This is a genomic window from Agromyces sp. NPDC058126, assembly GCF_042884595.1.
Taxonomy (GTDB): Bacteria; Actinomycetota; Actinomycetes; order Actinomycetales; family Microbacteriaceae; genus Agromyces.
On record NZ_JBHVTS010000006.1, the window covers coordinates 88,612 to 115,597 of the forward strand.

A 26,986-nucleotide genomic window follows, 5' to 3' on the forward strand; every position below is an offset into this window, starting at 1 on the left:
TTCGGTCCGGTGCCGATCAGCTCACGCTGGGCGTGAGCTGCAGCACCGGGATCCGACGGTCGGTCTTCTCGAGGTAGCCGCCGAACTGCGGCTCCTCGGACACGATCGCGTCGTACGCCTCGCGCCACTCGTCTTCGGGGATCTCGGTCGCGGTCACCGTCTGGACGACGACCTCGCCGTCGACGAGCGCCTCGAGCTCGAACGTCGGGTTCGCGCGCAGGTTGTGGTACCAAGCGGGGTTCTCGGGCGTGCCCCCCTTGGATGCCACCACGCGCCATCCCTGGTCGTTGCGGAAGCCGACGACGGGATTCAGGCGCGTCTCGCCCGACTTGGCGCCGATGGAGTGCAGGATCACCAACTTCGGGCCCCAGTGGTTCTCGGTGCCCTTGGTGCTGCGGAACTGCTCGATGACGTCATCATTCCAACCCATGTCGGCTCCAACGCGGGCGGAGTGCGGAATCTTCCTCGCGCCGTCGATTCCGCGGGAGGATCTCACGGCATCGCTCCCTGAAATACTTAGCCACACTAATTTGTTAGACTAAGCATCATGACGGATGCCACGAACACTGCCGCGATCACGCGACCCAACCCCGTGGCATCCTCTCGACGCCTGACGCTGGCCGAGCAGTCGACCGAACTCCGCATCGCGGTGATGCGCCTCTCGCGGCGCCTGCGCCAGCAGCGCAGCGACACCGAGATCAGTGCCTCGCAGTTCTCGACCCTCGGGTGGATCCACAGCGAGGGGCCGCTCACGATCGGCCGCCTCGCCGAGCTCGAGCGCGTGACCGCGCCGAGCATGAACCGCACGGTCAACTGCCTCGTCGACGCCGGCTACGTCACGCGCCGCACCGACGACGACGACCGCCGCAAGGTACTCGTCGAGGTGACCGAAGCGGGCGACGTCGTCGTCCGCGAGACCCGCAAGCGCCGCGACGCGTGGATCGCCAAGCGGTACGCCGCCCTCGACCCCGCCGACCGCGAGGTCCTCGCTCGCGCCACCACGATCCTCGGGAGGCTCCTCGACCAGTGAGTGCCATGTTCCGTTCCCTCAGCCACGTCAACTACCGAATCTGGTTCATCGGCGCCCTCGTCTCGAACGTGGGCGCCTGGATGCAGGCGACCGCCCAGAACTGGGTCGTCCTCACCGAGCTCACCGCCAACGACGCCCTCGCCGTCGGCGTCACGATGGCCCTGCAGTTCGCCCCGCAGCTGCTGCTCGTGCCGATCACCGGTCTCATCGCCGACCGCTTCGACCGCCGCAAGATCCTCATGTGCACCCAGACGGCGCTCATGCTGCTCGGCCTCGCCCTCGGCCTGCTGCTCATCTTCGGCCACGCCGAACTCTGGCACCTCTACGTCTTCGCGGGCCTGCTCGGCATCGTGAACGCGATCGACAACCCGGCGCGGCAGACTTTCGTCACCGACCTCGTCTCGAGCTCCGACATGTCGAACGCGGTCGCGCTCAACTCGGCCTCGTTCAACACCGCGCGCCTCATCGGCCCCGCCGTCGCCGGTGTGCTCATCGTGCTCGTCGGCTCGGGCTGGGTCTTCATCATCAACGCCGTCACCTTCCTCGCGGTGCTCGGCGCCCTCGCGATGCTCAAGGGCAAGAAGCTCAAGCGGATGCCTCGGGCGAGCCGCGAACGGGGAGCCTTCGTCGCGGGCTTCCGCTACGTGTGGAGCAGGCCCGACCTCGTCGTCGTCTTCGTAATCGTGTTCCTCGTGGGCGCGTTCGGCATGAACTTCCCGATCTTCTCCTCGACGATGGCCGTCGAGTTCGGGCGCGGCGCCGGCGAGTACGGCCTGCTCAACTCGATCCTCGCGATCGGCTCGCTCGCGGGTGCGCTGCTGGCCGCCCGCCGTGAGCGCGCACGCCTCCGTGTCGTCATCCTCGCGGCCGCCGGATTCGGCGTCGCCGCCGGGATCTCGGCGGTGATGCCCACCTTCGTGCTCTTCGCCGCCTCGACGGTGCTGATCGGCTTCGCCGCGGTCACGATGCTCACGACGGCGAACGGCTACGTGCAGACGACGACCGACCCGGCGCTGCGCGGGCGCGTGCTCGCGCTGTACTTCGCGATCCTGTCGGGTGGCACGCCGATCGGCGCGCCGATCGTCGGCGCGGTCGCGAACAGCTGGGGTCCGCGCTGGGGTCTCGGCGTCGCCGCGATCGCCGCCGGGGTGGCGGCGTTGATCGGCGCGATCTGGCTCATCGTCTCGCGCGGCATGCGCGTGACGAGGCATCCTGAGCGCCGCTGGGCCGCCGCGGTGCGCTTCGACGCGCCGCCGACGGCCGCGATCGCCGTCGTGCCGACCTCGGCCATCGCGGTGCCGACGGAGGCCCTGCAGGTGCCGACGGAGGCGACCCCGATCATCACGACCGACGCCCTGCGGGTGCCGAGCACGGCCAAGGGCTGAGCCTCAGCCCTGCCGCGCCTCCGCGCGTGCGGCGAGGAGGCCGGCCAGCCAGCGCCCGCTGTCCTTCACGAGCCGCTCCTGCGTGTCGTAGTCGACCCGGACGATGCCGAACCGCTTCGAGTAGCCGTAGCCCCACTCGAAGTTGTCGAGCAGCGACCACACGAGGTAGCCGCGCAGGTCGACCCCGCGGTCCATCGCCCGACGGGCCGCGGCGAAGTGCCGACGCAGGTAGTCGACCCGCTCGACGTCGTGCACCCGGGGGCCGTCGAGCGTCGGCGTCACCACGTCGGCGAAGGCCGCGCCGTTCTCGGTGATCATCAGCGGCTGCCCGGGGAACTGCTCGCCGAGCGAGACCAGCAGCTCCTCGAGGCCGTCGGGCGCGATGTTCCAGCCCATGTCGGTGTACGGCCCGGGCTGCGGCAGGAACTCCACGTGCTCGCTGCCGGGCCACGGCGTGCCGCCGACGTCCTTGTGGCCGTCGTTGCGGCTGCGCTCGCTCACGCCGTCCCACATCGCGACGGTCACGGTCGAGTAGTAGTTGACGCCGAGCACGTCGATCGGCTGGTGCACGAGCTCGAGGTCGCCGTCGCGCACGAACGACCAGTCGGTCACGCCGGCGGTGTCGGCGATGAGGTCGTCGTCGTACCTGCCGAGCAGCATCGGGCTCGTGAAGGCGCGGTTGGCGAGCGCGTCGATGCGACGCGTCGCCTCGGCGTCGCCGCCGCGGATGACGTGGAAGTTCAGGGTGGCGGAGACATCCGGAGTGTTCGTCGCACGACGTCGGATCTCGGGCACCGCGAGCCCGTGCGCGAGGTTCAGATGGTGCACCGCGGCGAGCGCGGCGGCACCGTCGGTGCGGCCCGGCGCGTGGGCGCCCGAGCCGTAGCCGAGGTACGCCGAGCACCACGGCTCGTTGAGCGTGGTCCACGTGTGCACCCGGTCGCCGAGCGCGTCGACGGCATGCCCCGCGTAGTCGGCGAAGCGCAGCGCGGTGTCGCGGTTCGTCCAGCCGCCGGCGTCCTCGAGCTCCTGGGGCAGGTCCCAGTGGTAGAGCGTCGCGATGGGGCGGATGCCACGGGCGAGGAGCCCGTCGACGAGCCTCGAGTAGAAGTCGACCCCCGCGGGGTTCGGCCGATCGCCGGCGCCCGGCAGCAGCCGCGACCACGAGAGCGAGAAGCGGTACGCCTCGAGACCGAGCGAGGCCATCAGGTCGAGGTCGGACTCGAGCCGGTGGTAGTGGTCGCAGGCGACATCGCCGGTGTCGCCGTTCCAGGTGCGGCCGGGCGTGCGGCTGAACGTGTCCCAGATCGACGGCGTGCGGCCGTCTTCGTCGGCGGCACCTTCGATCTGATACGACGCGGTCGCCGAGCCGATCACGAAGCCAGGGGGGAACTCGAGCGGGCCGACGTCACTGGGCGATGCACTGGTCACGGCGCTCATCCTCGCACCTTCCGCGCACCGCGGACGCGTGATCGTCACGATTCGTCAGCCGAATGCGGCGAGCGCGAACACCGCGCCCGTGACGGTCAACGGCGCGACGGCGAGCCCGAGCGCGGCGAACTTCGGCCAGGAGATCTGCACCCCCATCGAGACGAGCCGATGATGCCAGAGGAGGGTCGCGAGCGACGCCCACGGGGTGACGAGGGCGCCGGCGTTGACCCCGATGAGCAGGGCGGCGGTCCGCAACGGGCTCGACGCGAACGGCTCGAGGGCGAGATACGCGGGGAGGTTGTCGAACGCGTTCGCGCTGACCGCGGCGACGCCCGCCAGCCGCAGGAGCTCGAGCGGGTCCTCCCCCTCACCGGCGATCGACGCGAGGACCTCGGTCAGGCGGAGTTCGTGGGCGGCCTCCATCACGACGAAGAGCCCCGCGACGAACACGACCAGCTGCCACGGCACGAGCGCCGGTCGGAGCACCGAGGGGCGGCGCAGGAGGAACGCGACGAACAGCACCGCCGCGCCGGCCGTCGCGGGAATCCACACGTCGATCCCCGACACGAGCAGCGGGACGAGCAGGACGAGCACGGCCGGCGCCCACATGACCGCCGCGAACTCGACCGGGTGCGCGCCGAGACGCCCGGCCGCGAGGAGGTTCGTGAGGTTGGACACGGGAAGCAGGAGCGAGGCGGTGTTCGCGAGCCAGACCGTCGTCAGGGCGAAGGGGATCGGCGAGATGCGGGCGTGGGCCGCGACCGACACGACGACCGGCGTGAGCAGGACCGCGGTCGTGTCGAGCGAGAGGAACACGGTCGACGCCGTCGCCAGGGCGACGACGAGCAGCCACAGCGCCATCGCGCGACCTCGTGCGAAGCGGGCCAGCTGCTGGGCGATCGACCGGAAGACCCCGGCCTCGGCGGCCAGCTCGGCGACGATCGTCATCGCGACGACGAAGCCGAGGATCGGGGCCGACCGTGCCGCGAGCGCGCCGACCGCCTCGATCGGGAGCACACCGCCCGCCACCGCGATGATGCCGAGCGCGACCAGCACGCTCCCGACGACTGCGATCCGCACCAAGCGAGGCTAGCCGACCCCAGGGGGTCGGTTGCGCCTCAGTCGAGCACGAGCACGAGTACGAGCATCGAGTCGACCGCGCCTCAGATCACGCCGAGCGCGAGCATCGCGTCGGCCGCGCGCACGAAGCCCGCGATGTTGGCGCCGACGACGTAGTCGCCCGGCGCACCGTACTCCTCGGCCGTCGTCGCGCAGCGCTCGTGGATCGACTCCATGATCTCGGCCAGCCGCTGCTCGGTGTGCTCGAAGCTCCACGAGTCGCGGGAGGCGTTCTGCTGCATCTCGAGCGCGCTCGTCGCGACGCCGCCCGCGTTCGCCGCCTTGCCGGGCCCGAACAGCACGCCCGCGTCGCGGAGCACGGTGATCGCCTCGGGCGTCGTCGGCATGTTCGCGCCCTCGGCGACCGCGATCACCCCGGCTGCGACGAGCGCACGTGCGTGCGTCTCGCCGAGCTCGTTCTGCGTCGCGCACGGCAGCGCGACCTGCACGGGCCCGCGGTCGGCGAGGTCCCATACGGTGGCGCCGGCGACGAACTCCGCGCGGCCGCCCCGCTCGGCGACGTACTGCTCGATGCGGTCGCGGCGCACCTCCTTCACCTCGCGCAGCAGGGCCACGTCGATGCCGTCGGGGTCGTAGACCGCACCCGAGGAGTCGGACGCGCCGACCACGACGCCGCCGAGCTCGTGCACCTTCTCGATCGCGTAGATCGCCACGTTGCCCGACCCCGAGACGAGCACGCGCGCACCGTCGAACGAGCGGCCCCGGGTCTCGAGCATGTGCTGGGTGAAGTACACCGCGCCGTAGCCGGTCGCCTCGGTGCGCACGAGGGAGCCGCCCCAGGTGAGGCCCTTGCCGGTGAGCACGCCCGACTCGTACTGGTTCGTGATGCGCTTGTACTGACCGAAGAGGTAGCCGATCTCACGCGCACCGACGCCGATGTCGCCCGCCGGGACATCCGTGTACTCGCCGAGGTGCCGGTACGCCTCGGTCATGAACGACTGGCAGAAGCGCATGACCTCCGCGTCCGACTTGCCCTTCGGGTCGAAGTCGCTGCCGCCCTTGCCGCCGCCGATCGGCATGCCCGTGAGCGAGTTCTTGAAGATCTGCTCGAAGCCGAGGAACTTCACCGTGCCGAGCAGCACGCTCGGGTGGAAGCGCAGGCCGCCCTTGTACGGGCCGAGCGCCGAGTTGAACTGCACCCGGAAGCCGCGGTTGATCTGCACGCGCCCCGCGTCGTCGACCCACGGCACCCGGAAGATGATCTGCCGCTCGGGCTCGCAGATGCGCTCGAGGATCGACGCCTGCACGTAGTGCGGGTTGCGCTCGAGCACGCGGTCGAGCGAGCCGAAGACCTCGCGCACCGCCTGGTGGAACTCGAACTCGCCCGGGTTCCGGGCGAGGATCTGGGCGTAGACGTCGTCGATGGCAGTGCGAGATGCGGTCACGCGCGCTCCTTCATGGTCGAACGGATGCCACGTGGTGCAGTCGCGCGCGGCGTCCTTCCAACATACCCAGTGCTGAGGAAGCCTCCGACACTGTGACGCGCTCGGCGCCCGGGCGGGCTCAGTGGCCGTGCGCGAGCTGCTGCAGCACGACGACGGCGAGGCCGAGCGCGACGAGCGCGCCGAGCGCGATCACCTGCTTCCACCAGTCGATCCGCGTACGCCGCACGGCGATGAAGCCGATGACCCCGAGCGTCGCGACGTAGACGATCGAGGCGGCGCGCAGGGCGTGCTCGAGCTGGATCACGCCGAGCGCTGCGAGGCCGAGGAGGAGGAGCGGGACCCCGGCGGAGGCGATCGCCGATCCCGCGATGCGGAGCATCCGGCCGACCTCGGCGCGGTCGGGGAAGGCGGCGTGCACGGCGAGATGCGAGATGACGTCGGCGACGAAGCCCGCCGTGGTGATCGCGACGATGCCGACGAGCAGCGTCACGACCGCGCGGGGCGCCTCGACGTGCTCGACGTTGGCGTGCTGCACGAGCACGATCGCGAGCCCGGTGAAGGTCGCGTAGACGCGCTCCTTGAGGGCGTCGACGCGCTCGTCGGCGGGGCGGTCGTGACGGTCGTGGCGGTGCCGGCGACCGTCGCCGCCGGCGTCGCCCGTCTTCGGGGCCTCGGCCGCGTCCTCCATGGGCGCAACGGTAGCAGCAAGGCATCCCCGACGTCGTGCGCGACGCCCGCGCCGTCCGGGGGCTCCTACGGCGTGATGTTGTGGTTCAGCCGGAAGACGTTGTCGGGGTCGAAGGCCCGCTTCACGGCGACGAGGCGATCCCAGGCGGCGCCGTACCCGGCCCGCGTGCGATCGGCTCCCTCGTCGCCGATGAAGTTGAGGTAGACCTGCCCCGTGGCCCACGGCCGCATCGTCGCTCCCACCGCCCGGGTCCATTCGCGGGCGCGGTCGTCGTCGGCCGGATCCGTCCAGAGCGCGAACGGGTGGGCCACCCACGGCGCGGTGCGCCACGGCACGGGGTACTCCGCGCCCGCCCGACCGACGGCGCCGCCCTCGGGGAAGAGCACGTGCTGCGACGCGGAGGGGACGATCATGCCGTCGAGGGCGGACTCGAACGCCGCGATCGCCGCGTCGGGAAGGCCGGCCAGGTGCTCCGCCGACCAGTAGTTGCGATAGTCGGGCGGGTCGTCGAGCATGCAGTTCAACTCGGCGTAGGGCAGCTCGACGATCATCCGGCCCGCCGGGTCGTGGGCCAGGATCGGCTGGAGGTACGGCCGGGCCTGCTCCTCCGTTCCGACGAAGGTCACCAGGAGGAGCAGTGCGAGCCGTCCCTGCAGGTGTTCGGGCACGAACTCCTCCTCCGGACCGGTGCCGTACAGCACGCCGCCGCCGAGTTCGTCGGGACCGTGCTCGATCGCATCCCGGAACGTCCTGATCACCTGCTCCCCCTGCTCTGGAGCGAACACGAGGAGCGCGGCCGTCATGGTGGGCACCTCGTGGAGGCGGAAGGTCATCGAGGTCGCGACGCCGAAGTTGCCGCCGCCGCCGTGCAGCGCCCAGAACAGCTCGGGGTGCTCGTCGGCCGACGCCGTCACGAGGTCTCCGTCGGCGGTGACGAGCTCGGCCGAGACGAGATTGTCGCAGGCGAGCCCGAACTTGCGGTCGAGCCAACCCGACCCGCCGCCGAGCGCGAAGCCGCCCACTCCGGTGGTCGAGACCCGACCGCCGGTCGTCGCGAGGTCGAACGGCTGGGTCGCCCGGTCGAGGTGGGCCATGGTGGCCCCACCGCCGACCCGTGCGGTCTTCGCGACCGGGTCGACGACGACGGCGTTCATCCGACGCAGGTCGACGACGAGCCCGCCGTCGGTGAGCGCATTGCCCGCGACGGAATGTCCGCCGCCGCGGACGGCGATCTCGAGGTCGCGCTCCCGTGCGTGCCGGATCGCCGTCGCGACGTCGGCGACGGTCTCGCATTGCGCGATCACCGCGGGCCGCTTGTCGATCATCGTGTTGAAGACGACGCGCGCCTCGTCGTACTCGCTGTGAGCCGGGGTGAGCAGCCGCCCCGTCAGCTCGATGGTGTGGAGTGTCATGCCTGCAACGCTAGGAATCGCGGGCGGGCCGCCTCTTCGCCGGAACCGGCCAATTCGCGGGTCGCCGGGATGGCCCGATCGGGCCACCCGCTCAGAGCAGTCCGAGCGCTCCGGCCCTCGCCACCGCGGCGGCGCGAGTGGAGACCTCGAGCTTCGTCATGATGTTGGCGACGTGCCGATGCACCGTGTGCTCGCTGAGGTGGAGCCGCGCGGCGACCTGCGCGTTGCTCATCCCCTCGGCGACGAGTCGGAGCACGTCGGACTCGCGCGCGGTGATCACCCGGCCGCGATCCGTGCGCTCGCGGCCGGTCGCCCGGTCGATCCGCTCGAGCAGCGCCCGGGACCCGGTCGCGGCGAGCGGCGCGCCGGCGCGCTCGGACTTCACGATGGCGTCCTCGGCGGCACGACGGGCGGCCTCCTCGTCGCCCTGCGCGAACCGCACGACGGCGGTCGCGTGGAGCGCGGCCGCGACGAGGACGCCGTCGCGCAGCGTCGCCACCGTCTCCTGCAGTTCGCGGAGCGGAGCCTCCGCCTCCTCGCTCAGGCCGTCGGCCACCAGCGCGAGCACGAGCAGCTCGAGACCACGGAACCGACCGATCCGATCGTCGGGGTCGTGCTGCCTGAGGTACCGCTCGGCGGCCCGGCGCGCCTCCTGCGCGTCGCCCGCGTCGAGGGCGATCGCACCGAGCCCGAGGATCGCGAGCGGCTGCCCCCCGCCCCGGCCGAACAGCTCGGCCGCCTCGGCGACCCGCCCCTGGCGTCGGCGCAGCTCGCCGAGCTGCACCATCGGCACCGTGACGAGCGGGGGCCGCCGCGCCGCCAGGATCTCGGCGGCGACCCGCAGCTCCCGGTCGGCACGATCCCAATCCCCCTGCTCGACCAGCACGCCCGCGTACTCGGTCCGGCAGATCTGCTGCAACGCGTAGTAGCCGGCGCTGCGGCAGTGCTCGTCGAGCTTGGCGCACCATTCGCCGGCCCGTCCGACGTCGCGTACCTCCTGACATGCGGTGATCAGGTAGCAGCACGCGTACCCGGCGTAGGCGGGATCGCTGATCTCGCCGGTGAGCGCGGCGACGGCGGTGGCCTCGAGCAGCCGCATGCCATCCTCGACCTCGCCGCGCATCAGCCGGACGAGCCCCTGCTGCGCCCTCGCCAGCAGCTCGATGTCGGAGTCGTCGAGCAGTCGGCCGATCTCGAGCGCCTCGGCTGACCTGAGCTGTGCGATGCCGAGGTTCGAGTCGCTGAGCGCGAAGTCCGCCTCCCAGAGGGCCAGGTGCCCGTGCTCGGCGGCGACCTGCCGTCCGGCGAGCGCGCGGCCTGCGAGCTGCAACCAGCCCTCGGCCACCGACTCCTCGTTGCGGAAGTTGACGTGGTCCCAAGCCAGTGCGATCGCGACCCGCGCCGCGCCGTACGGGTCGCGGGCGGAGCGGTACTTCCGATACGCCCGCTCCCGCACCTCGATGGTGGCCGCGTGGTCCGTCCAGAAATACGCCGTGCCGAGCGCCTCGAGCACCGCCGCCGACGGCTCATCGGCGGCAGCCTCCTCCAGCAGCGCCGCCGCCTGCTGCCAGTCGCGTGCGCCGAGGGCGTCCAGGCCCGCGTCGTACGCGCTCCTGCCGGTCACAGGATCAGGCTAGACGATCGGGGCGGCGACGGCGCGTCTGCGAGGATCGGAGGATGGATGCCTCGCTCCTCGTCTCCGTTCCCGGCGCCACCCTCCGCAATGCCCTCGGCGTCCCGCCCGAGGGGGTCGAGGTCGTCGTCTGGAACCTCGACTCGCCGCCGCCGGCCCCGCACCTCGACATCGTGGTGCCGCCGTACATGGGCGCCGCCGACCGGCTCGGGGCGCTGGCCGACGTCACCACCCGGCTCGTGCAGTCGCAGTCGATCGGCTACGACGACATCCCCGCGGCACTGCCGCCCGGGCATGTCTTCGCGAACGCCGCGAGCGTGCACGAGACCTCGACGGCCGAGCTCACGCTCGCCCTCGTGCTCGCGTCGCAGCGCGGCATCCCCGACTTCGTGCGCGCCGCCGGCGAGGGCCGCTGGGCACCCGCCCGGCACGAGAGCCTCGCCGACCGGCGCGTGCTCATCGTCGGCTACGGCGGTGTCGGGCGAGCGATCGAGGCTCGGCTCGAGCCCTTCGAGGTCGAGATCACCCGGGTCGCCGGGCACGCCCGCGACGACGAGCGCGGGCGCATCCACGGCGTCGACGAGCTGCCGGCGCTGCTGCCCGAGGCCGAGATCGTCATCGTCGGCGTGCCGCTCAGCGACGCGACGACGGGCCTCATCGATGCCGGCTTCCTCGCCGCCCTCCCCGACGGCGCCCTCGTCGTGAACATCGCGCGCGGCCGAGTCGCCGACACCGACGCGGTGCTCGCCGAGGCGCGCTCGGGCCGACTGCGCTTCGCGCTGGATGTCACCGACCCCGAGCCGCTGCCCGACGGCCACCCGCTCTTCGCGCTGCCGAACGTGCTCGTCTCCCCGCACGTCGGCGGGGCGTCGACGGCGATGATCCCGCGCATGGCCCGGCTCCTCCGCGAGCAGATCGACCGGATGCTCCGGGGCGACGAGCCGGCCAACGTCGTGCTGCGCAGCTGAAGCGCCGCCGCTCCCGTTTTCGGCGAGGGGTCAGCGCGTCCAGGTGCCGAGGCCGTTGACGTCGAAGAACTGCAGCGTCATCGTCGAGGTGCCCGCCGCGTCGCCGAGCACGAACGTCGCCGACGACCGCGAGCCCTCCGGTGCGTTCTCCCCGTCGGGGGTGAACGCGAAGACGTCGCCGTCCCAGGCCTCGAGCGAGATCTCTGAGCCGCCGTCGGGCCCGAGGCGGACGACGAGCGCGCCGCCCTCGACCGCGACCTCGGCCGGGCCGAAGTACTCGTTCGACCAGGTGCCGGCGAACGACTCGAGCGATGCCGACGGGGCCGCGGGCGAGGCCGGGGCCGACTCGTCGACGAGGTCCCCCGCCGGCTCGCGGTAGTGGGCGAGGGCTGCCCCGTACGCCTCGCCCCAGTCGCGCGTCGACTCGCCGTACTGCACGAGGTCGAGGAACTCGCTCACGATCGCCTCGGCGGCACCGACCGGCGCCCCGTTCGTGAGCGCGACGACGCCGAGCCCGAGCGACGGCACGAGCTGGAAGTTCGTGCCCGCCCCGAGCACGAAGGCGCCCGAGTGCGACGCCGTGGCGCGGCCGCTCGTCTGGGTGCCGACGTTGAACCCGAAGCCGTAGGAGCCCGAGCGCATGCCGGGCACGTTCGACGGCGCGGAGGTGACCTGCGGCCGCATCGCGGCGGCCAGGTCGGCGGCGTCGACGAGGGTCTCGCCCTCGGCGACGCCGTCGGCCAGCACGAAGCTCATCCACTTCGCCACGTCGACGACGTTCGAGCTCACGCCGCCCGCGGGCGACTGCGCATCGGGGTCGCGCTCGTACAGGGGCTGGAACTCGCCGTCGACGAGCGCATGCAGGGCGGCACGGTCGTCGCGGGCGAGGAAGTCGTCGTGCCGCGAGCTCGTGGAGGTCATGCCGAGCGGCTCGTAGATCGCCTGCTCGGAGAGCGTCTCCCAGTCGACGCCCGCGGCGTTCGCGACGGCCTCTGCACCGGTCGTCATGCCGAAGTTCGCGTAGCCGTAGCTGACGCGGAACGGGTTCAGCGGCTGGTACCTGAGGTGGTCGATGACGTACTCGCGGTCGTAGCCGAGATCCTCGAGGTCGTCGCCCGCGGCGAGCGGCAGGCCCGATCGGTGCGCGTAGAGGTCGCCGACCGTGAGGTGCTCCGTCACCCACGGGTCGGCGAGCGCGAACCCGGGCAGCAGCGGGGCGACCGGGGTGTCCCAGCCGACGACGCCGTCGGTGACCTGCGTCGCGACGACGGTCGCCCCGATCGGCTTCGACATCGAGGCGACCTGGAAGACCGTCTCGGCGTCGACCGGGTCGTCCTCGCCGACCTTCCGCACGCCGAATCCCTCGGCGAAGACGGTCTCGCCCTGGTGCACGACGGCGACGGCGGCGCCGGGAACCCCGGTCTCGTCGAGCACGCGTTCGACGAGTTCGGGCAGCGACTCGAGCGCGGGGTCGAGGGCGCCCTCGGCGAGCTCGACCGCGTCGGCGGGCGGCGCGTCGCCGAGCTCGATCCTCGGCGCGTACGGCTCGGCGGCCGTGCATCCGGCGAGCGCCACGGCCAGGATCACGACCGCCGGAACGGCGGCACCTCGAACGACGCGCATGGCGCTCCTCCCCCTCGCACCGGGCTCCCCCGAGCCCCGGCTCCCCCATGAGCCGACGAGCGCAGCCTAACGGTCGATGCCGCCCGGAAGCACGAGCCGGGGCCCGGTCGACGCGACTACTCGGTCACGCTGCCGACCGGCTGCACCGCCGCGTACCCCTCGAGCACGCCCTGGACGCGAGCGAGCGCGGGCTCGTCGAGGTCGCCGTCGCCCGTGACGGCCTGCCATCCGTCGAGCACGACGTCGCCGTAGTTGTGGCCGTGGCTCGCGGGCACGCTCTCGCCCATGAACATGTCGATGACGACCTGCAGTGCGGTCACGGCCGGGATCCAGCGCATCGAGTCGCTGACCTCGTCGGCACGTTCGCCGGGCTTCAGCCAGTCGGGCTCCGCCCAGATCAGCTCGAGGCCGAGCCAGGTGACGGGATCGTTGGCGTGCTGCAGGTATGCGACCCGCGGTTCCTGCCAGTCGGGTCCGAGTGCGTGGAAGTCGCCTGGCTCCGACAGCCATCGCACCTCGGCACCGCCGTCGACGACGGGCAGCCACTGCGGGCTGCCCGCGTCTCGGCCCTCGGTGAGGGTGCGCCACATCGTCGAGCCGTTCGGACTGCCGACCAGGAGTGCCCCCTCGGTGCGCGCGCGCAGTTCGTCGAGGTCGTCGAACGCCTCCTGGGTGCCGTGCGCACCGAGGCTCAGCCCGTAGACCACGAGTTGCGGGCGGGTCTCCTCGGGCAGGGTCTCCCACTTCGCGCTGACGGCGTCGAAGAGGGCGACGGATGACGCGACCGGCGCGTCGGGGTCGAATACGAACGACACCCAGCTCGGCGTGTACGCGTACTGCATCGAGACGATCGCCGTGTCGCCGCCGTGCAGGTATTCGACGGCGTCGACGGCCTGCGGCTCGAGCCACCCCGACCCGGTGGTCGTCGCGACGACGAGCACCTCGCGGTCGAAGGCCCCGGTGCGCTCGAGCTCACGCACGGCGATGGCCGCGCGCTCGTCGACGGTCGGCGCGTTCGCCTGGCCGACGTACACGCGCACCGGTTCGAGCGCCGGGCGCCCGGTGAGCTCCTCGATGTCGGCCGCCGTCGGGCCTCCGCCGAGGAAGGCGGTGCCGTGCCGGCCGACCACGTCCCACTCGACCTCGGAGTCGGGACCGGCCGAACGGAAGGCGCTCATCGGCTCGGTGACCCACGGGGCCGCCGGGCCGTTGTTGGCGAGGTAGAGCCGGTCGAGGCCGAACATCACGACGGAGACCAGTGCGACGGTCGAGCCGACGACGATGGCCGTCGTGACCGTCGCGCCCCACCCGCGCCCGAGCCCGGCCGACAGGCGCCGGCCGAGCCGGCGCACCGCCCGGGCGAGCGCGATGCCGAGGAGCACGACGGGCACGAAGCCGACGATGAAGACCAGGGCGTCGAAGCCGTCGATCTCCGGCAGCTCGACGGTCCGGCGCACCTCGTTCTGCCAGCCGACCGAGGCGAAGCCGAGCACGATCGCGAGCAGCACGGCGGCGCCCGCGTAGACCCACCAGCCGATGCGGCGCTGCGACGGGGTCGGGCGCCAGCGCACGAATCGGCGCACGAGCCACCATGCGCCGACTCCGACGCCGTACCCGATGAGGAACGCGAGCGCGGTGATGATGCCCTGGAACAGCGCCGGTCGTGGCAGCAGCGACGGAGTCATCGAGAGCGCGGCGGCGAGCAGTCCGACGAGGGCGCCTCCCGGGTCGAGCCGCCACCAGTGAGCCTTCACGACCGCCCTCCACACCACCGCCTCCGCGGCGATGTCACCGCATCATGGCACGGCACCCGGTGCCGAACGCGGCGACACGGCCCATCACGCGACCGTGTCGCCGCGCACGGCTCGCGGATCAGGCCGAGGCGTCGGCGAGGGCCGCGAGCTCCGCCGGGGTCAGCTCGAGCCGGATCGACGCGAGCAGGTCGCCGAGCTGCTCGACGCTGCGGGCGCTCGCGATGGGCGCCACGACGGTCGGCTGCTGCCGGAGCCACGCGAGCGACACCGAGGCCACGGATGCCGCGTGGGCGGCCGCGATCTCGTCGAGCGCCGAGAGCACCCGGTTCCCACGCTCGCCGAGGTACGGCGCCGCACCGCCCGCGCGCACGCTCGCGCCCTCGGCGGTGACGTCGGCCTCGGTGCGGTACTTGCCCGCGAGGAAGCCCTTCGCGAGCGAGAAGTACGGGAAGACCGCGAGCCCTTCGCGCTCGGCGCGCACGCGCAGCCCGTTCGTCTCGAAGTCGCGCTCGACGAGGTTGTAGTGCGGCTGCAGGGCGACCGCACGGTGGAAGCCGTTCGCCTCGGTGACCCGGAACCACTCGTCGATGCGCTCGGGCGAGTAGTTCGAGATGCCGATCGCGCGCACCTTGCCGGCGTCGACCAGCTCGGAGAATGCGGCGACCGTCTCCTCGAGCGGCGTCTCGGCGTCGTCGAAGTGGGCGTAGTAGAGGTCGATGACGTCGGTGCCGAGACGCTGGAGCGAGGCATCCGCCGCCGCGTGGATGTTGGCCGCCGCGAGGCCCGTGAACTCGGGGTGCGTGCTCACCTTCGTCGCGATGACGACGTCGTCGCGCGCGCCGCGCGAGGCGATCCACTCACCGATGAGGCGCTCGCTGTCGCCGCCGGTGTTGCCGGGCACCCAGGCCGAGTAGCCGTCGGCGGTGTCGAGGAAGTTCCCGCCGCCGGCGGTGAACGCGTCGAGCACGGCGAAGGTGGCGTCGCGGTCGGCGGTCCAGCCGAAGACGTTCGTGCCGAGCGAGAGCGGGGCGATCTCGAGGTCGGATGCGCCGATGCGGGCGCGTGCGGCGGCGGTGGCGGTCTCGGTCATCTGTGCTCCAGGGGGTCGATCGTCAGGGTCGGCGCCGGCGACGCGAGTCCGGCCGGCAGTGACCACAACGACGGGCGGAGACCGGTATTCCCGTGTTTCCCCGCGTGACACCGGGTCGGCCGGAGCGGCCGGCGCACCGACTCCCGGGTTCGCACAGCTCGGCGGCGTAGCATCGGAGGCACACCCTCGATGGAAGGTCTCCATGCCCATCTCGGCAGAACCCCGCGTGGCCCTGTACTTCGACTTCGACAACATCGTCATCTCGCGCTACGACCAGTTGCACGGCGATTTCGCGTACCGCAAGGACACCTCGCGCTCGAAGGCGCCGTCCGCCGGCACGAAGACCGCCGAGAAGCTGCGGGAGGCGACGGTCGACATCGACGCCGTGCTCGACTTCGCCGCGACCTTCGGCACGATCGCGATCGCCCGCGCCTACGCCGACTGGTCGACGCCGGTCAACGCGAGCTACCGCGGCCAGCTCATCGACCGCGCCGTCGACCTCGTGCAGCTGTTCCCGCTCTCGGCGACGAAGAACGGCGCCGACATCCGGCTCGCGGTCGACGCGGTGGAGGACATGTTCCGCATCGACGACCTCTCGCACATCGTGATCGTCGCCGGCGACTCCGACTACGTCGCGCTCGCGCAGAAGGCGAAGCGGCTCGGCCGCTACGTCGTCGGCATCGGCGTCGCGGGCGGCACGAGCCGGGCCCTGACGGCGGCGGTCGACGAGTTCGCCGACTACGACGCGCTGCTCACGACCGACGCCGAGGTGGGCGACGACGCCGATGAGGCGGCGGCGACCGCCCCCGCGGAGCCCGCGCCCAACCGGCGCCGTCGGGCGTCGACGAAGACCGTGGAGGCGGCGGCCGAGGACGCGCCCGAGGCATCCGGCCGTGCCCGTGGTTCGCGGCGCGCGAAGAGCGAACCCGTCGTGGCCGACGAACCCGCCGAGCCGACCGCGCCGGTCGAGCGCCTCTCGCCTCGAGTGCTGCAGTTCGTGGCGCCGGGCGATCCCGTGCCAGACGAGGTCGGCAGCAACCCGCGCAACCCGGGGCGCCTGCTGCAGAAGGCGATCGAACTGCTGCACGCGAAGAACGACGAGGAGTGGCAGTCGTCGAGCGCGGTGAAGAACCAGATGATGCGCATGGACCCGTCGTTCCAGGAGCGGCGCCTCGGATTCGCCTCGTTCACGGAGTTCCTGAAGTCGCGCGGCGGCGTCGTCGAGCTCGACGAGACGGGTCGAGGACGGGTGCGGATCCGGCCGAAGAAGGACTGACTCCGGCGCTCGCGACGCCGGCCATCACGAAGAAGGGGATCGAGATGAAGGCACTGCAGTACCGCAGCATCGGGCAGGAGCCCGAGGTGGTCGAGATCGACACGCCCGAGCCGGGCCCGGGCGAGGTGCGCATCCGCGTGACCGCAGCCGGGGCGTGCCACTCCGACAGCTTCATCATGGGGCTGAACGAGGAGCAGTACATCTACGGCCTGCCGCTCACCCTGGGCCACGAGGGCGCGGGCGTCGTCGACAAGCTCGGCGACGGCGTCACGGGCGTCGAGGTGGGCGAGGCCGTCGCGGTGTACGGGCCCTGGGGATGCGGACGCTGCGCGCAGTGCGCACAGGGCAAGGAGAACTACTGCGAGCGCGCCGCCGAGCTCGAGATCCGTCCGCCCGGTCTGGGTGCGCCGGGCGCGATGGCCGAGTACCTCGTCGTGCCCGACGCCCGGTTCCTGCTGCCGCTCGGCGACCTCGACCCGGTCGAGCACGTCGCACTCACCGACGCCGGGCTCACGCCGTACCACGCGATCAAGATGTCGCTGCCGAAGCTCGTGCCGGGATCGACCGCCGTCGTGATCGGCGCGGGCGGACTCGGGCACGTCGCGATCCAGATCCTGCGGGCGCTGACGCCGGCGACGGTCATCGCGCTCGACGTCAGCCAGGACAAGCTGCGGCTCGCGACCGAGGTCGGGGCGCACCACGTGTTCCCCTCCGACGGCGAGTCGGCGGCCCGGGTGAAGGAGCTCACGGGCGGCAGGGGCGCGGCGGCGGTGTTCGACTTCGTGGCGATCCAGCCGACGCTCGACGCGGGCCACGCGATGCTCGCCGTCGAGGGCGACCAGGTCATCGTGGGCGTCGGCGCAGGCATGCTGCCGGCCGGCATGCTGATGACCCCGTACGACGCGACGGTGCGCTCGCCCTACTGGGGCTCGCGCGCCGAGCTCTTCGAGGTGCTCGATCTCGCCCGCGCCGGCCTCGTGAAGATCGAGACCGAGCGCTTCACGCTCGACGAGGCGCCCGAGGCGTACCGACGCCTCCACGACGGCACCCTGCGCGGGCGCGCGGTCGTCGTGCCCTGACGGGCGACGCGCAGCTTCGACGGATGCCCCGGGGTCGCCCCCGGGGCATCCTTCGTGTGGTCTGACCACATCTGCTAGCCTGTGGTCAGACCACAGCGGCACGGCGAGCACGGAGGCGATGGAGCATGAGCGAGACGCGCGCCTGGCGCACCGTGCTCGAGCACATCGAGACGCAGCTGCTCGACGGCGCCCTGCGCCCCGGCGACCGCCTGCCCGGCGAACGCGCCCTCTCGGCCGAGCTCGGCGTCGGCCGCTCGAGCGTGCGCGAGGCGCTGCGGGTGCTCGAGGTGCTCGGCCTCATCCGCACCCAGGCCGGCTCCGGCCCGAACGCCGGCGCCGTCATCATCGCGACGCCCGGCGGCGGCATGAGCGCCCTCATGCGGCTGCAGGTCGCGGCGAGCGGGTTCCCGGTCGCCGACATCGTGCGCACCCGGCTCATCCTCGAGAGCGCGGTCGCGGGCGAGCTCGCCGAACGGCTCGGGGGCGAGGCATCCGACCCGATCGATCTCGGCGCGGCCGACCGCCTGCTCGACGCGATGGACTCGCCCGCCCTCACCGCCGCCGAGTTCCTCGCGCTCGACGCCGAGTTCCACCTCGCGCTGGCCGAGGCATCCGGCAACCAGGTGATCACCGCCACCATGGCCGGGCTCCGCAGCGGCATCGAGGGCTACGCCCTCGAGGGCCTCGCGCACCTCGACGACTGGCAGGCGACCTCGCAACGGCTCCGCGGCGAGCATCGCGGCATCGTCGCCGCGATCAGGGCGGCGGATGCCTCGACAGCACGCGCCCGCACCCACGACCACATCTCGGGGTACTACGCCGAGACCTTCATCCACCACCACTGACACCCAGCACGAGAGGCAGCACCACGATGGTCCAGCGCCAGTTCCCGAACCCGAAGGAGCTCGCCGAGCTCATGCGCTTCAAGAAGCCGACGCTCGACGCGAAGCGGCGCCGGCTCGACGCCGCACTGACGATCGCCGACCTCCGCACGATCGCGAAGCGCCGCACGCCGAAGGCGCCGTTCGACTACACCGACGGCGCCGCCGAGGGCGAGCTCTCGCTCGCGCGCGCCCGCCAGGCCTTCGAGGACATCGAGTTCCACCCCGGCATCCTCCGCAACGTGCCCGAGGTCGACACGAGCCGCGAGGTGCTCGGCGGGCCGACGGCGCTGCCCTTCGGCATCGCGCCGACCGGGTTCACCCGCATGATGCAGACCGAGGGCGAGGTCGCCGGTGCGGGTGCGGCGGGCGCCGCAGGCATCCCCTTCACGCTCTCGACGATGGGCACCACCTCGATCGAGGACGTGAAGGCGGCGAACCCGAACGGCCGCAACTGGTTCCAGCTCTACGTGATGCGCGACCGCGACCGCTCGTACGAGCTCGTGCACCGCGCGGCGGCCGCGGGGTTCGACACGCTCTTCTTCACGGTCGACACCCCCGTCGCGGGCGCGCGCCTGCGCGACACCCGCAACGGCTTCTCGATCCCGCCGCAGCTCACCCCCGGCACGGTCCTCAACGCCCTCCCGCGCCCGGCCTGGTGGGTCGACTTCCTGACGACGCCGAAGCTCGAGTTCGCCTCGCTGCAGTCGACGGGCGGCACCGTCGGCGAGCTCATCGACGGCATGTTCGACCCGACGATCGGCTGGAACGACCTCGACACGATCCGTGCGATGTGGCCGGGCAAGATCGTCGTGAAGGGCGTGCAGACCCTCGCCGACGCGAAGGAGCTCGCGAGCCGCGGCGTCGACGGCATCGTGCTCTCGAACCACGGCGGCCGCCAGCTCGACCGCGCGCCCATCCCCTTCCACCTGCTGCCCGAGGTCGCGCGCGAGGTCGGCGGCGATCTCGAGGTGCACCTCGACACCGGCATCATGTCGGGTGCCGACATCGTCGCCTCGGTCGCACTCGGCGCCCGCTTCACGCTCATCGGCCGCGCGTACCTCTACGGCCTGATGGCGGGCGGGCGCGAGGGCGTCGACAAGGCCATCGAGATCCTGTCGAAGCAGGTCGTGCGCACCATGAAGCTGCTCGAGGTGCAGACGCTCGACGAGCTCGGCCCGCAGCACGTCACCCAGCTCGCCCGGCTCACGCCGATCGCGCGCCCGGTGCACGACGCCGCCGCCCAGGCCGCGTCGGCGGCGCCGAAGACAGTTCGCGCCCCGCGTGCGGCGGCGAAGCCGGCCTCCGCCAAGCCGACTGCGACGAAGGCCGCGGCAGCGAAGCCCGCCGCGACGATGCCCGCCGCCGCGAAGACCGCGTCGAAGCCGGCCGCGAAGCCCCGTACCGCCGCGAAGAGCTGAGCCTCAGGCGGCCGGCCCGCTGGGCGGCCGCCGCTCAACCTCGCCGGGCGTACTCGCCGAGCGTCACCCCCGACTCGAATGCGCGCGACTCGACCGCCTCGAACGCGCGAGCTGCATACTCGCGCGGCCCGAACAGCGGAACGCCCGCTCCGAAGAGCACGGGGTAGCGCTTGATCACGAGGCGGTCGATCTCGTCGGCGAGCGCGGAGGCGAGCGCCCCGCCGCCGCAGAGCCAGATGGAACTCCCCTCCTCCGCCTTGAGCTCGCGCACGAACTCGACGGGGTCGCGATCGGTCACCTCGACGCCCTCGACCTGTTCGGCCGGGGCCGCGTGCTCGCGGGAGAACACGATCTGCCGGAGGTGCCGGTACGGGCTCGTGATGCCGTACGGCAGGCCGACGGCGTAGGTGTTCCACCCCATGAGCACGGTGTCGAACATGCGCCCGTCGGCCTCGACCCCGAAGGCCTCCGCGACGTGCGTCGCCACGGTGTCGGAGTATCGCTCGTTGATCGCGGTCATGTGGTCGCCCTCGACGGAGAACGCATCGTACTCGCCGTTCGGTCCGGCGATGAAGCCGTCGAGGCTGACGGCCACGTAGTACACGAGTTCTCGCATCATCTTCCTATCCACTACTGATGTTGTGGTTGCGAAACTACTACAGCTGTCGTGATCTTGTCTAGACTCGGGGCATGGCCCGAAACGACGACCGCCGCCGACTGCTCGCCGATGCGGGTCTGGCCGTACTCGCGCGCGAGGGCGCGCGCGGCCTCACGCACCGCGCGGTCGACGACCAGGCAGGCGTGCCGACCGGCACGACCTCGAACTACTTCCGCAGCCGCGACGCCCTCATCGCCGGCCTCGTCACACGCATCGGCGAACGGCTCATGCCGACCGACGCCGACCTCGCGCACCGCGCCGCGCAGCCGCCGAGCCGCGCCCTCTTCGCGGACTACGTGCGAGACATCGTCCGACGGCTCGGCGAGCACCCCGATGTGACGCTCGCGCTCTTCGAACTCCGCCTCGAGGGCGCCCGCCGCCCCGAGGTCGCGGCGATGCTCGCCGAATGGCAGCGAGCCGGCTTCGCGGCCGACGTCGAGTTCAACCGCGCCGCGGGCCTGCCGGGCGACGCGCGCGAGATCGCGCTCTTCCACTACGCCATCGACGGCCTCATGCTCGACCGGCTGACGACGCCGATCGACCCGGGCACGACGACCGACGAGGTCATCGACGATCTCGTCGCGGGGCTGCTGCCCGACGGCTGACCCGCTCGCCCGCAGTCGGCGCGTCGGTGTCGTCCGGAACGACGATCACCTGGCCGATCGTGAGCGCGGCGACCTTCTTCGCCATCTTCCGCGCCTGATCCGCCTGCTTGCGCCGGCGCTTCACGAGCTCGGCTCGGACCTTCGCCCGCACCGCGGCATCGGCGCCGACGAGGCGCTTCCGGTCGCCCCGGCCCGAAGCCGCTCCCGCAGCCGATCGCGGCCCGAACCGGATCGACGCCCGGTCGAGTCGCGCGGCCGCACGCTCAGCCCGTCTCGCGGCGAGACCGGGCGCATCGCGCCGCGCTGCTTCGGCAGCGGTCACCTCGGCCTCCGCGAACCTCACCGCAGCCTCGAGCCGCGACCGCGACCGCGTGCCCGCGGGCGATCGCTTCGCCATGCGCCGCACCTCGGCCTCGACCGCCCGCGCCGAGTCGATCGCCTGCTTCGCCTCCCTGCGCTCCCGCCTCATGGCTGCCCCCTTCGTGTCCCCGGACACCTCCGGTCTACGTCACGCGAGTGCATCCGACAAGGGGTTGCGGGAGCCCAGCGGCTTCGTTCGCCGGCTCGGGACGCGCTCATCGACGGGTCACGGCCGCACCCCCGCGTCCCGCTGATGAGTCGGGGACACGGGCGACGCGGGGCTCGCGCCGGCCTTCCCCTTCGCGCGCGGCGACGAGCGATAGCGCACGAACCAGACGAGCATGAGCGCCGAGGCGACGAGATAGAACGTGTGCAGGAACCAGATGGGGCCGAACGGCATGCTCAGCACGTAGACCGTGTAGAGCCCGTTGCCGAGGTTCGTGATGACCAGGTTGCCGACGCTGTACGACGAGAGGTCCTTCGAACGCACGGCCTTCACCAGCATGGGCAGGTAGCTCATGGCGAAGAGGCCGGTCGAGATCGCGCCGGCGACGACGGCGACGTTCATGCGCTGAACGCTACGAGCGCGATGGATGCCCCGCATCGGGACCGCCCCGCGCACGGGAACGCCGCGCGGCGCCGATCAGCTCGGTGACGCCCCCGACCCGGCCTGCGGGACTCCGTCACTGATACCACTGGCGGATCAGTGACGGAGTCCCGCGACTGCGAGGTCGGCCGGGTCGAGGCTCGCCCGCTACCTGCCTTCGGCCGCGCCTGCGTTCGCCGCGGCGATGAGCTGCTCGATCTGCTCGTACGACACCGGGATGCCCGGGAATCCGACGAGCCGCCCGATCGGGAACGACGCCATCATCTTCTGCATGCCCTCGTCGGTGAACACGTCGGTGTCGGCCATGCCGCCGGCGAGCGAGGCGAGCGCCGCCGCGGCCGCGGGGCCGGCGATCGGGTCGGCCATGACGTCGGCGATCGACGACTCCATCGAGAGCGGCAGGCGCACGTCGTCGCCGTCGATCGCGACGGTTCCGGTGAGACGGATGTCGCGGCTGGACGCCCCGACCTCGACCGTGAGCTCGCCGCCCTCGACGACCCAGCGGTCGACACGGACGTCCCAGTACGCGAGGTCCTCGCGGCGCACCCGCACCTCGACCTCGCGCGACTCGCCGGCGGCGAGCTCGACCGAGGCGAACCCGGCGAGCGCGCGGGGCGCCCGCTGCACCAACGACCCGGGGAGGCCGGTGTAGACCTGCACGACCTCGCGCCCGTCGCGTGCGCCGGTGTTCTCGACGGTCACGCGCACGGCGAGCCCCGCGGCATCCTGCTCGACCGAGAGCCCCGAGTACGCGAACGTCGTGTACGAGAGGCCGTGGCCGAAGGGGTACCGCACGGCCGCGTCGCGCGCGTCGTACCAGCGGTAGCCGACGAAGAGGCCCTCGCCGTAGCGCACGTGCCCGAACTCGCCGGGGAAGTCGAGGAACGCCGGGGTGTCCTCGAGGCGCAGCGGGATGGTCTCGGCGAGCCGGCCCGAGGGGTTCACGACGCCGTAGAGCACATCGGCGATGCCGCTGCCGCCGGCCTGGCCGCCGAGCCAGCCCTCGACGATCGCGGGCACCTCGCCCGCGAACGGCAGCTCGACGACGCCGCCGTTGGCGAGCACGACGACGGTGTTCGGGTTCGCGGCGCGCACCGCCTCGACGAGCGCGAGCTGGCTCGCGGGCAGCCGGAGGTGCTCGCGGTCGAAGCCCTCCGACTCGGCCGCGGCCGGCAGGCCGAGGAACAGCACGGCGACGTCGGCCGCGGCCGCGGCGGCCACCGCCTCCTCGACGAGGGCGGATGCCTCGGCGGCGTCGACGTTCCCGTCGATCGTGAAGCCCGGCGCGAAGACGACCCCCGCGCCGGCCTGCTCCTCGATCGCCGCGAGGGCGGTGTCGAGGCGGGTGGGGTTGATGAGCGACGAGCCGGCGCCCTGGTAGCGCGGGGTGCGCGCGAACTCGCCGATCACGGCGACGTTCTGCGCGGGCGCGAGCGGCAGCAGGCCGCCCTCGTTGCGCAGTAGCACGGCGCCGCGGGCGGCGGCCTCGCGGGCGAGGGCGTGGTGCGCGTCGACGTCGTAGCCCGCGTCGGCGGAGGCGCCGGCGACGGCCTTCTGCGCGAGCTCGACGGCGCGGCGCACCGCGAGGTCGAGCGCGGCCTCATCGAGGCGGCCGTCGCGCACGGCGGCGACGAGCTGGGCGTCGGTGCGTCCGTCGGAGGCGGGCATCTCGAGGTCGAGCCCGGCGGGCAGGCCCTCGACGCGGTCGTTCACCGCACCCCAGTCGCTGACGACGAGGCCCTCGAAGCCCCACTCGTCGCGCAGCACGCTCGTGAGCAGCCACGGGTCCTCGCTCGTGTACACCCCGTTGAGCCGGTTGTACGAGCACATGACCGTCCACGGCTGCGCGTCCTCGACGACGCGCTGGAAGCCGCGCAGGTAGATCTCGCGCAGCGGCCGCGGGTCGACGTCGCTCGACGCGCGCATGCGGTCGTGCTCCTGGTTGTTCGCGGCGAAGTGCTTGAGCGAGGCGCCGACGCCCTGCGACTGCAGGCCGGTGACGAGCGCCGCGCCGAGCACCCCCGAGACGAGCGGGTCCTCCGAGAGGTACTCGAAGTTGCGGCCGCACAGCGGCGAGCGCTTGATGTTGATGCCGGGGCCGAGGAGGACACCGACGCCTTCGGCGCGCGCCTCCTCGCCGAGTGCGCGGCCGACGCGCTCGAGCAGCTCGGGGTCGAAGGTCGAGCCGAGTGCGACCGCGGGCGGGAAACAAGTCGCGGGCACGCTGTCGCCGATGCCGAGGTGGTCGGCGCTGCCGCGCTGGAGGCGCACGCCGTGCGGCCCGTCGGTCAGCACGATCGACGGCACGCCCGCGCGCTCGACGGCTTTCGTCGTCCAGAAGCTCGCGCCGCTCGTGAGCGAGGCCTTCTCCTCGAGGGTGAGCTCGGCCACGATCTCGGCCGCGTCGCGCTCGGCGAAGCCGGCGGCCTGGTCGGTCTGCAGGGTGTCGGTCATGCTGCTCCTTCGTTCGCCGGCGTCGCGATCGCGCGCCGGAAGAGTGATTTTCCGTAGTCCTTCTGCAGCAGGGTCGCGAACGCCCACCAGATGATGAGGGTCGCGGAGGCCCCGCCGATGATGCCGAACAGCGCATCGGAGAGCCAGTGCGCGTTGATGAGGGTGCGCTGCCAGATCATGCCGACCACGAGCAGGGCGCCGACGATCCACCAGACGAGTCGCTTGGCCGGCGGCAGCAGGGCGGCGACCGCCACGACGAGGATGCCGGTGCTCACGGCGTGCCCCGAGGGGAACGAGCCGTGGTCGACCTGGAACAGCGGGCCGAAGAGCCCTGCGGCGACGTCATCGGCCGGTCGCGGACGGTCGACGAGGTTCTTCGTGAGCTGCGAGACGCCGAAGTTGCCGACGAGCTCGGCCGTGAGGAAGAACAATGCCGAGCGCCAGCGGCGGATGACGAACAGCCACGCCGGGATGAGCAGCATGGTGAGCACGGCGCCGGGGATCTGGCCGAGGTGCTGGAAGAGCATCGGCAGCGCCCAGGTCTCGCCGCCCGTGCCGGGTGCGAGGCCGACGAGCGCACGCCAGGCGTCGTCGACGGGCTGGGTGAACGGCGCTTCGACGTTCTGCGCGACCGCGAACCCGAAGGCGATGAAGGCGGCCAGCCCGACGAGACCGGCGACGAGCAGCGCGCGCGGCCGCGTCGGGCGGGCGGATGCCTCGCCGGCATCGACCCCGAGCGGCGCGGACGACGACGGGACGGTGGCGCTCGTGGCATCCGTCATCACTTCACCGCCTTGATCGGCCAGACGGCGAAGGCGCCGAGCACCGAGAGCACGATGCCGACGGGGAAGAGCCCGGCGAAGCCGAAGGTCAGCACGATGCCACCGGCGACGGCGGGGGCCAGGGTCTGCGGCAGGGTCGCGGCGATGTTCACGACGCCGAGGTCCTTCGCGAACGACTTCGCCGAGGGCAGCACCTCGCTCATGAGCGCCGTGTCGACGGCCTGGAACATGCCGAAGCCGAGGCCCGCGATGAAGGTCATGATCATCCACGCGGTGAGGTCGGGCCAGACCCACGGCACGACGAGCGCGAGTCCCGTGACGATCGAGGAGGCGAAGACGAACGGCTTGCGACGGCCGAACCGGTCGGAGAGCGGTCCGGAGGCGACGGTCGCGATGAGGATGCCGGCGAGGCTGATGAGGCCGAGCATCGGGATGACCTCGCCCGGGTTCTCGATGCCGAAGTAGTCGGTGAGCAAGAAGAACTGGTAGCCGGTCACCGCGAAGTAACCGGTGTAGAGCAGCAGCCGGCCGGTGAAGGCCCAGAAGAAGTCGGGGTGCTTGACGGGGTTCACCCAGAAGGTGCGCAGGAAGTCGGCGAGCTTGAACGGTTCGGGCACGACGTCCGTCGACGAGTAGTCGGGGTTGAACACGATGAAGAGCGTCAGGATGACGAGCGAGAACACGGCGAACGTGACGTACCCCGCGGCGATCGAGCCGAGGAAGAGCGAGCCGACGATCTGACCGCCGAGGGCGCCGACCATGAGGCCGATGCCCGACAGCGCGGCGAACGTGCCGCGGCGGTTGAGCGGAACCCGGTCGGGCATGACCGCGCTGAGCGGGCCCTGCGCGAAGTTGTAGGTGATCTGCACGAGGGTCCAGGCGATGACCACGCCGACGAGCGAGTCCGCGAAGGCGAGGCCGACGAGCGCGAGGCCGCCCGCGAGCGAGCCGATGAAGATCCACGGGGCGCGGCGGCCGAAGCGCGAGCGCGTCCGGTCGGAGATCTGACCGGCGATGGGCTGCGCGAGCATCGAGAAGAACGAGCCGATGGTCGTCACGATCAGGAGGTTGGTGACCTTGTCGGCCTCGCCGAACTGTGCGGTGATCTGCGCCGGCAGCAGGATGCCCGGCACCGCGCCCCAGATCATGAAGATGCCGAGGTTCGCGGGGATGATCCAGCCGAGGAGCCGCCGGACGCCCTTGATCGGGGCGGGCGGATCCTCGTTGCCCGCGGCGTCCTCGAAGAAGGCCGCGGCTTCGTCGAGATCGTCTGGGCGGAGGTCGGTGGCGGGTTCGGGGGTGGACGCCGTTGTCATCTGGGGGA

Annotated in this window: 24 protein-coding genes; 8 read left to right on the forward strand and 16 right to left on the reverse strand. The window is 72.1% G+C overall.

Annotated elements, in window-relative coordinates; translation table 11 throughout:
- Nucleotides 1–16: 16 nt before the first annotated feature.
- Nucleotides 17–430 (reverse strand): nitroreductase/quinone reductase family protein, encoded by a 414-nt coding sequence (locus tag ACFVTR_RS17190; protein WP_376942160.1) that lies wholly within the window; start codon nucleotides 428–430, stop codon nucleotides 17–19.
- 117 nt (nucleotides 431–547) lie between these two features.
- Between ACFVTR_RS17190 and ACFVTR_RS17195 the strand changes: the two genes are divergently transcribed.
- Both ACFVTR_RS17195 and ACFVTR_RS17200 read left to right on the forward strand, forming a co-directional pair.
- Nucleotides 548–1,030, forward strand: a complete 483-nt coding sequence (locus ACFVTR_RS17195; protein WP_376942162.1) for a MarR family winged helix-turn-helix transcriptional regulator — start codon at nucleotides 548–550, stop codon at nucleotides 1,028–1,030.
- A gap of 5 nt (nucleotides 1,031–1,035) precedes the next feature.
- Nucleotides 1,036–2,415, forward strand: a complete 1,380-nt coding sequence (locus tag ACFVTR_RS17200) for an MFS transporter (protein WP_387039287.1) — start codon at nucleotides 1,036–1,038, stop codon at nucleotides 2,413–2,415.
- A 3-nt stretch (nucleotides 2,416–2,418) separates the two neighbouring features.
- Here the strand turns inward: ACFVTR_RS17200 and ACFVTR_RS17205 are convergent, their stop codons facing one another.
- From ACFVTR_RS17205 to ACFVTR_RS17230, 6 genes are all read right to left on the reverse strand, one after another.
- Nucleotides 2,419–3,855 carry a GH1 family beta-glucosidase gene (locus ACFVTR_RS17205; protein ID WP_387039288.1) on the reverse strand — a complete coding sequence of 479 codons (1,437 nt, stop codon included), beginning with the start codon at nucleotides 3,853–3,855 and terminating at the stop codon, nucleotides 2,419–2,421.
- A 45-nt stretch (nucleotides 3,856–3,900) separates the two neighbouring features.
- Nucleotides 3,901–4,926 (reverse strand): SLC13 family permease, encoded by a 1,026-nt coding sequence (locus ACFVTR_RS17210; protein ID WP_387039290.1) that lies wholly within the window; start codon nucleotides 4,924–4,926, stop codon nucleotides 3,901–3,903.
- Between the two features lie 83 nt (nucleotides 4,927–5,009).
- Complete coding sequence (gdhA, locus tag ACFVTR_RS17215) at nucleotides 5,010–6,371, reverse strand: NADP-specific glutamate dehydrogenase (protein ID WP_387039291.1); 1,362 nt, start codon at nucleotides 6,369–6,371, stop codon at nucleotides 5,010–5,012.
- Nucleotides 6,372–6,489: 118 nt separating this feature from the next.
- On the reverse strand, nucleotides 6,490–7,059 hold the full coding sequence (locus ACFVTR_RS17220; protein ID WP_387039292.1) for a hypothetical protein: 570 nt from the start codon (nucleotides 7,057–7,059) through the stop codon (nucleotides 6,490–6,492).
- Between the two features lie 65 nt (nucleotides 7,060–7,124).
- Nucleotides 7,125–8,471 (reverse strand): FAD-binding oxidoreductase, encoded by a 1,347-nt coding sequence (locus ACFVTR_RS17225; protein WP_387039293.1) that lies wholly within the window; start codon nucleotides 8,469–8,471, stop codon nucleotides 7,125–7,127.
- 91 nt (nucleotides 8,472–8,562) lie between these two features.
- A complete protein-coding gene (locus ACFVTR_RS17230) occupies nucleotides 8,563–10,095 on the reverse strand; it encodes a LuxR C-terminal-related transcriptional regulator (RefSeq protein WP_387039294.1) in 1,533 nt (510 codons plus the stop codon).
- 53 nt (nucleotides 10,096–10,148) lie between these two features.
- Here ACFVTR_RS17230 and ACFVTR_RS17235 point away from each other — a divergent pair, with 53 nt between their 5' ends.
- On the forward strand, nucleotides 10,149–11,072 hold the full coding sequence (locus ACFVTR_RS17235; protein WP_387039296.1) for a 2-hydroxyacid dehydrogenase: 924 nt from the start codon (nucleotides 10,149–10,151) through the stop codon (nucleotides 11,070–11,072).
- 30 nt (nucleotides 11,073–11,102) lie between these two features.
- Here the strand turns inward: ACFVTR_RS17235 and ACFVTR_RS17240 are convergent, their stop codons facing one another.
- From ACFVTR_RS17240 to ACFVTR_RS17250, 3 genes are all read right to left on the reverse strand, one after another.
- Nucleotides 11,103–12,695 (reverse strand): serine hydrolase, encoded by a 1,593-nt coding sequence (locus ACFVTR_RS17240; protein WP_387039297.1) that lies wholly within the window; start codon nucleotides 12,693–12,695, stop codon nucleotides 11,103–11,105.
- Nucleotides 12,696–12,811: 116 nt separating this feature from the next.
- Nucleotides 12,812–14,449 carry an alpha/beta hydrolase gene (locus ACFVTR_RS17245; RefSeq protein ID WP_387039298.1) on the reverse strand — a complete coding sequence of 546 codons (1,638 nt, stop codon included), beginning with the start codon at nucleotides 14,447–14,449 and terminating at the stop codon, nucleotides 12,812–12,814.
- A gap of 118 nt (nucleotides 14,450–14,567) precedes the next feature.
- Nucleotides 14,568–15,539 (reverse strand): aldo/keto reductase, encoded by a 972-nt coding sequence (locus tag ACFVTR_RS17250; protein ID WP_387039300.1) that lies wholly within the window; start codon nucleotides 15,537–15,539, stop codon nucleotides 14,568–14,570.
- A gap of 202 nt (nucleotides 15,540–15,741) precedes the next feature.
- On the opposite strand from ACFVTR_RS17250, the gene ACFVTR_RS17255 reads away from it, so the two are divergent.
- The 4 genes from ACFVTR_RS17255 to ACFVTR_RS17270 all read left to right on the forward strand — a co-directional run bounded on the left by ACFVTR_RS17255 (nucleotide 15,742) and on the right by ACFVTR_RS17270 (nucleotide 20,196).
- Nucleotides 15,742–16,815: an NYN domain-containing protein gene (locus ACFVTR_RS17255; protein WP_387039302.1), complete on the forward strand. Its 1,074-nt coding sequence runs from the start codon at nucleotides 15,742–15,744 to the stop codon at nucleotides 16,813–16,815.
- Nucleotides 16,816–16,859: 44 nt separating this feature from the next.
- Nucleotides 16,860–17,894 (forward strand): NAD(P)-dependent alcohol dehydrogenase, encoded by a 1,035-nt coding sequence (locus tag ACFVTR_RS17260; RefSeq protein ID WP_387039303.1) that lies wholly within the window; start codon nucleotides 16,860–16,862, stop codon nucleotides 17,892–17,894.
- Between the two features lie 125 nt (nucleotides 17,895–18,019).
- Nucleotides 18,020–18,739, forward strand: coding sequence for a FadR/GntR family transcriptional regulator (locus ACFVTR_RS17265; protein WP_387039305.1), 720 nt, complete (start codon nucleotides 18,020–18,022; stop codon nucleotides 18,737–18,739).
- Nucleotides 18,740–18,765: 26 nt separating this feature from the next.
- Entirely contained in the window at nucleotides 18,766–20,196 is a 1,431-nt protein-coding gene (locus tag ACFVTR_RS17270) for an alpha-hydroxy-acid oxidizing protein (RefSeq protein WP_387039307.1), read from the forward strand.
- A 34-nt stretch (nucleotides 20,197–20,230) separates the two neighbouring features.
- Here ACFVTR_RS17270 and ACFVTR_RS17275 read toward each other — a convergent pair whose 3' ends face one another.
- Complete coding sequence (locus tag ACFVTR_RS17275) at nucleotides 20,231–20,815, reverse strand: dihydrofolate reductase family protein (RefSeq protein ID WP_387039309.1); 585 nt, start codon at nucleotides 20,813–20,815, stop codon at nucleotides 20,231–20,233.
- 71 nt (nucleotides 20,816–20,886) lie between these two features.
- Between ACFVTR_RS17275 and ACFVTR_RS17280 the strand changes: the two genes are divergently transcribed.
- Complete coding sequence (locus ACFVTR_RS17280; RefSeq protein ID WP_387039311.1) at nucleotides 20,887–21,459, forward strand: TetR/AcrR family transcriptional regulator; 573 nt, start codon at nucleotides 20,887–20,889, stop codon at nucleotides 21,457–21,459.
- Here ACFVTR_RS17280 and ACFVTR_RS17285 read toward each other — a convergent pair.
- The 5 genes from ACFVTR_RS17285 to ACFVTR_RS17305 form a co-directional block, all read right to left on the reverse strand.
- Nucleotides 21,419–21,928, reverse strand: a complete 510-nt coding sequence (locus tag ACFVTR_RS17285; RefSeq protein ID WP_387039313.1) for a hypothetical protein — start codon at nucleotides 21,926–21,928, stop codon at nucleotides 21,419–21,421. The two genes, ACFVTR_RS17280 and ACFVTR_RS17285, sit on opposite strands and share 41 nt — an antisense overlap.
- A gap of 117 nt (nucleotides 21,929–22,045) precedes the next feature.
- The gene (locus tag ACFVTR_RS17290) at nucleotides 22,046–22,387 is read right to left on the reverse strand and encodes a hypothetical protein (RefSeq protein ID WP_387039315.1); all 342 of its coding nucleotides are present in this window, start codon (nucleotides 22,385–22,387) and stop codon (nucleotides 22,046–22,048) included.
- 186 nt (nucleotides 22,388–22,573) lie between these two features.
- Nucleotides 22,574–24,880, reverse strand: coding sequence for a glycoside hydrolase family 3 C-terminal domain-containing protein (locus ACFVTR_RS17295; protein WP_387039317.1), 2,307 nt, complete (start codon nucleotides 24,878–24,880; stop codon nucleotides 22,574–22,576).
- A complete protein-coding gene (locus tag ACFVTR_RS17300; RefSeq protein WP_387039318.1) occupies nucleotides 24,877–25,662 on the reverse strand; it encodes a phosphatase PAP2 family protein in 786 nt (261 codons plus the stop codon). The genes ACFVTR_RS17295 and ACFVTR_RS17300 overlap by 4 nt, the downstream gene beginning before the upstream one ends.
- Nucleotides 25,662–26,978, reverse strand: a complete 1,317-nt coding sequence (locus ACFVTR_RS17305) for an MFS transporter (protein WP_387039320.1) — start codon at nucleotides 26,976–26,978, stop codon at nucleotides 25,662–25,664. The genes ACFVTR_RS17300 and ACFVTR_RS17305 overlap by 1 nt, the downstream gene beginning before the upstream one ends.
- Nucleotides 26,979–26,986: the final 8 nt, after the last annotated feature.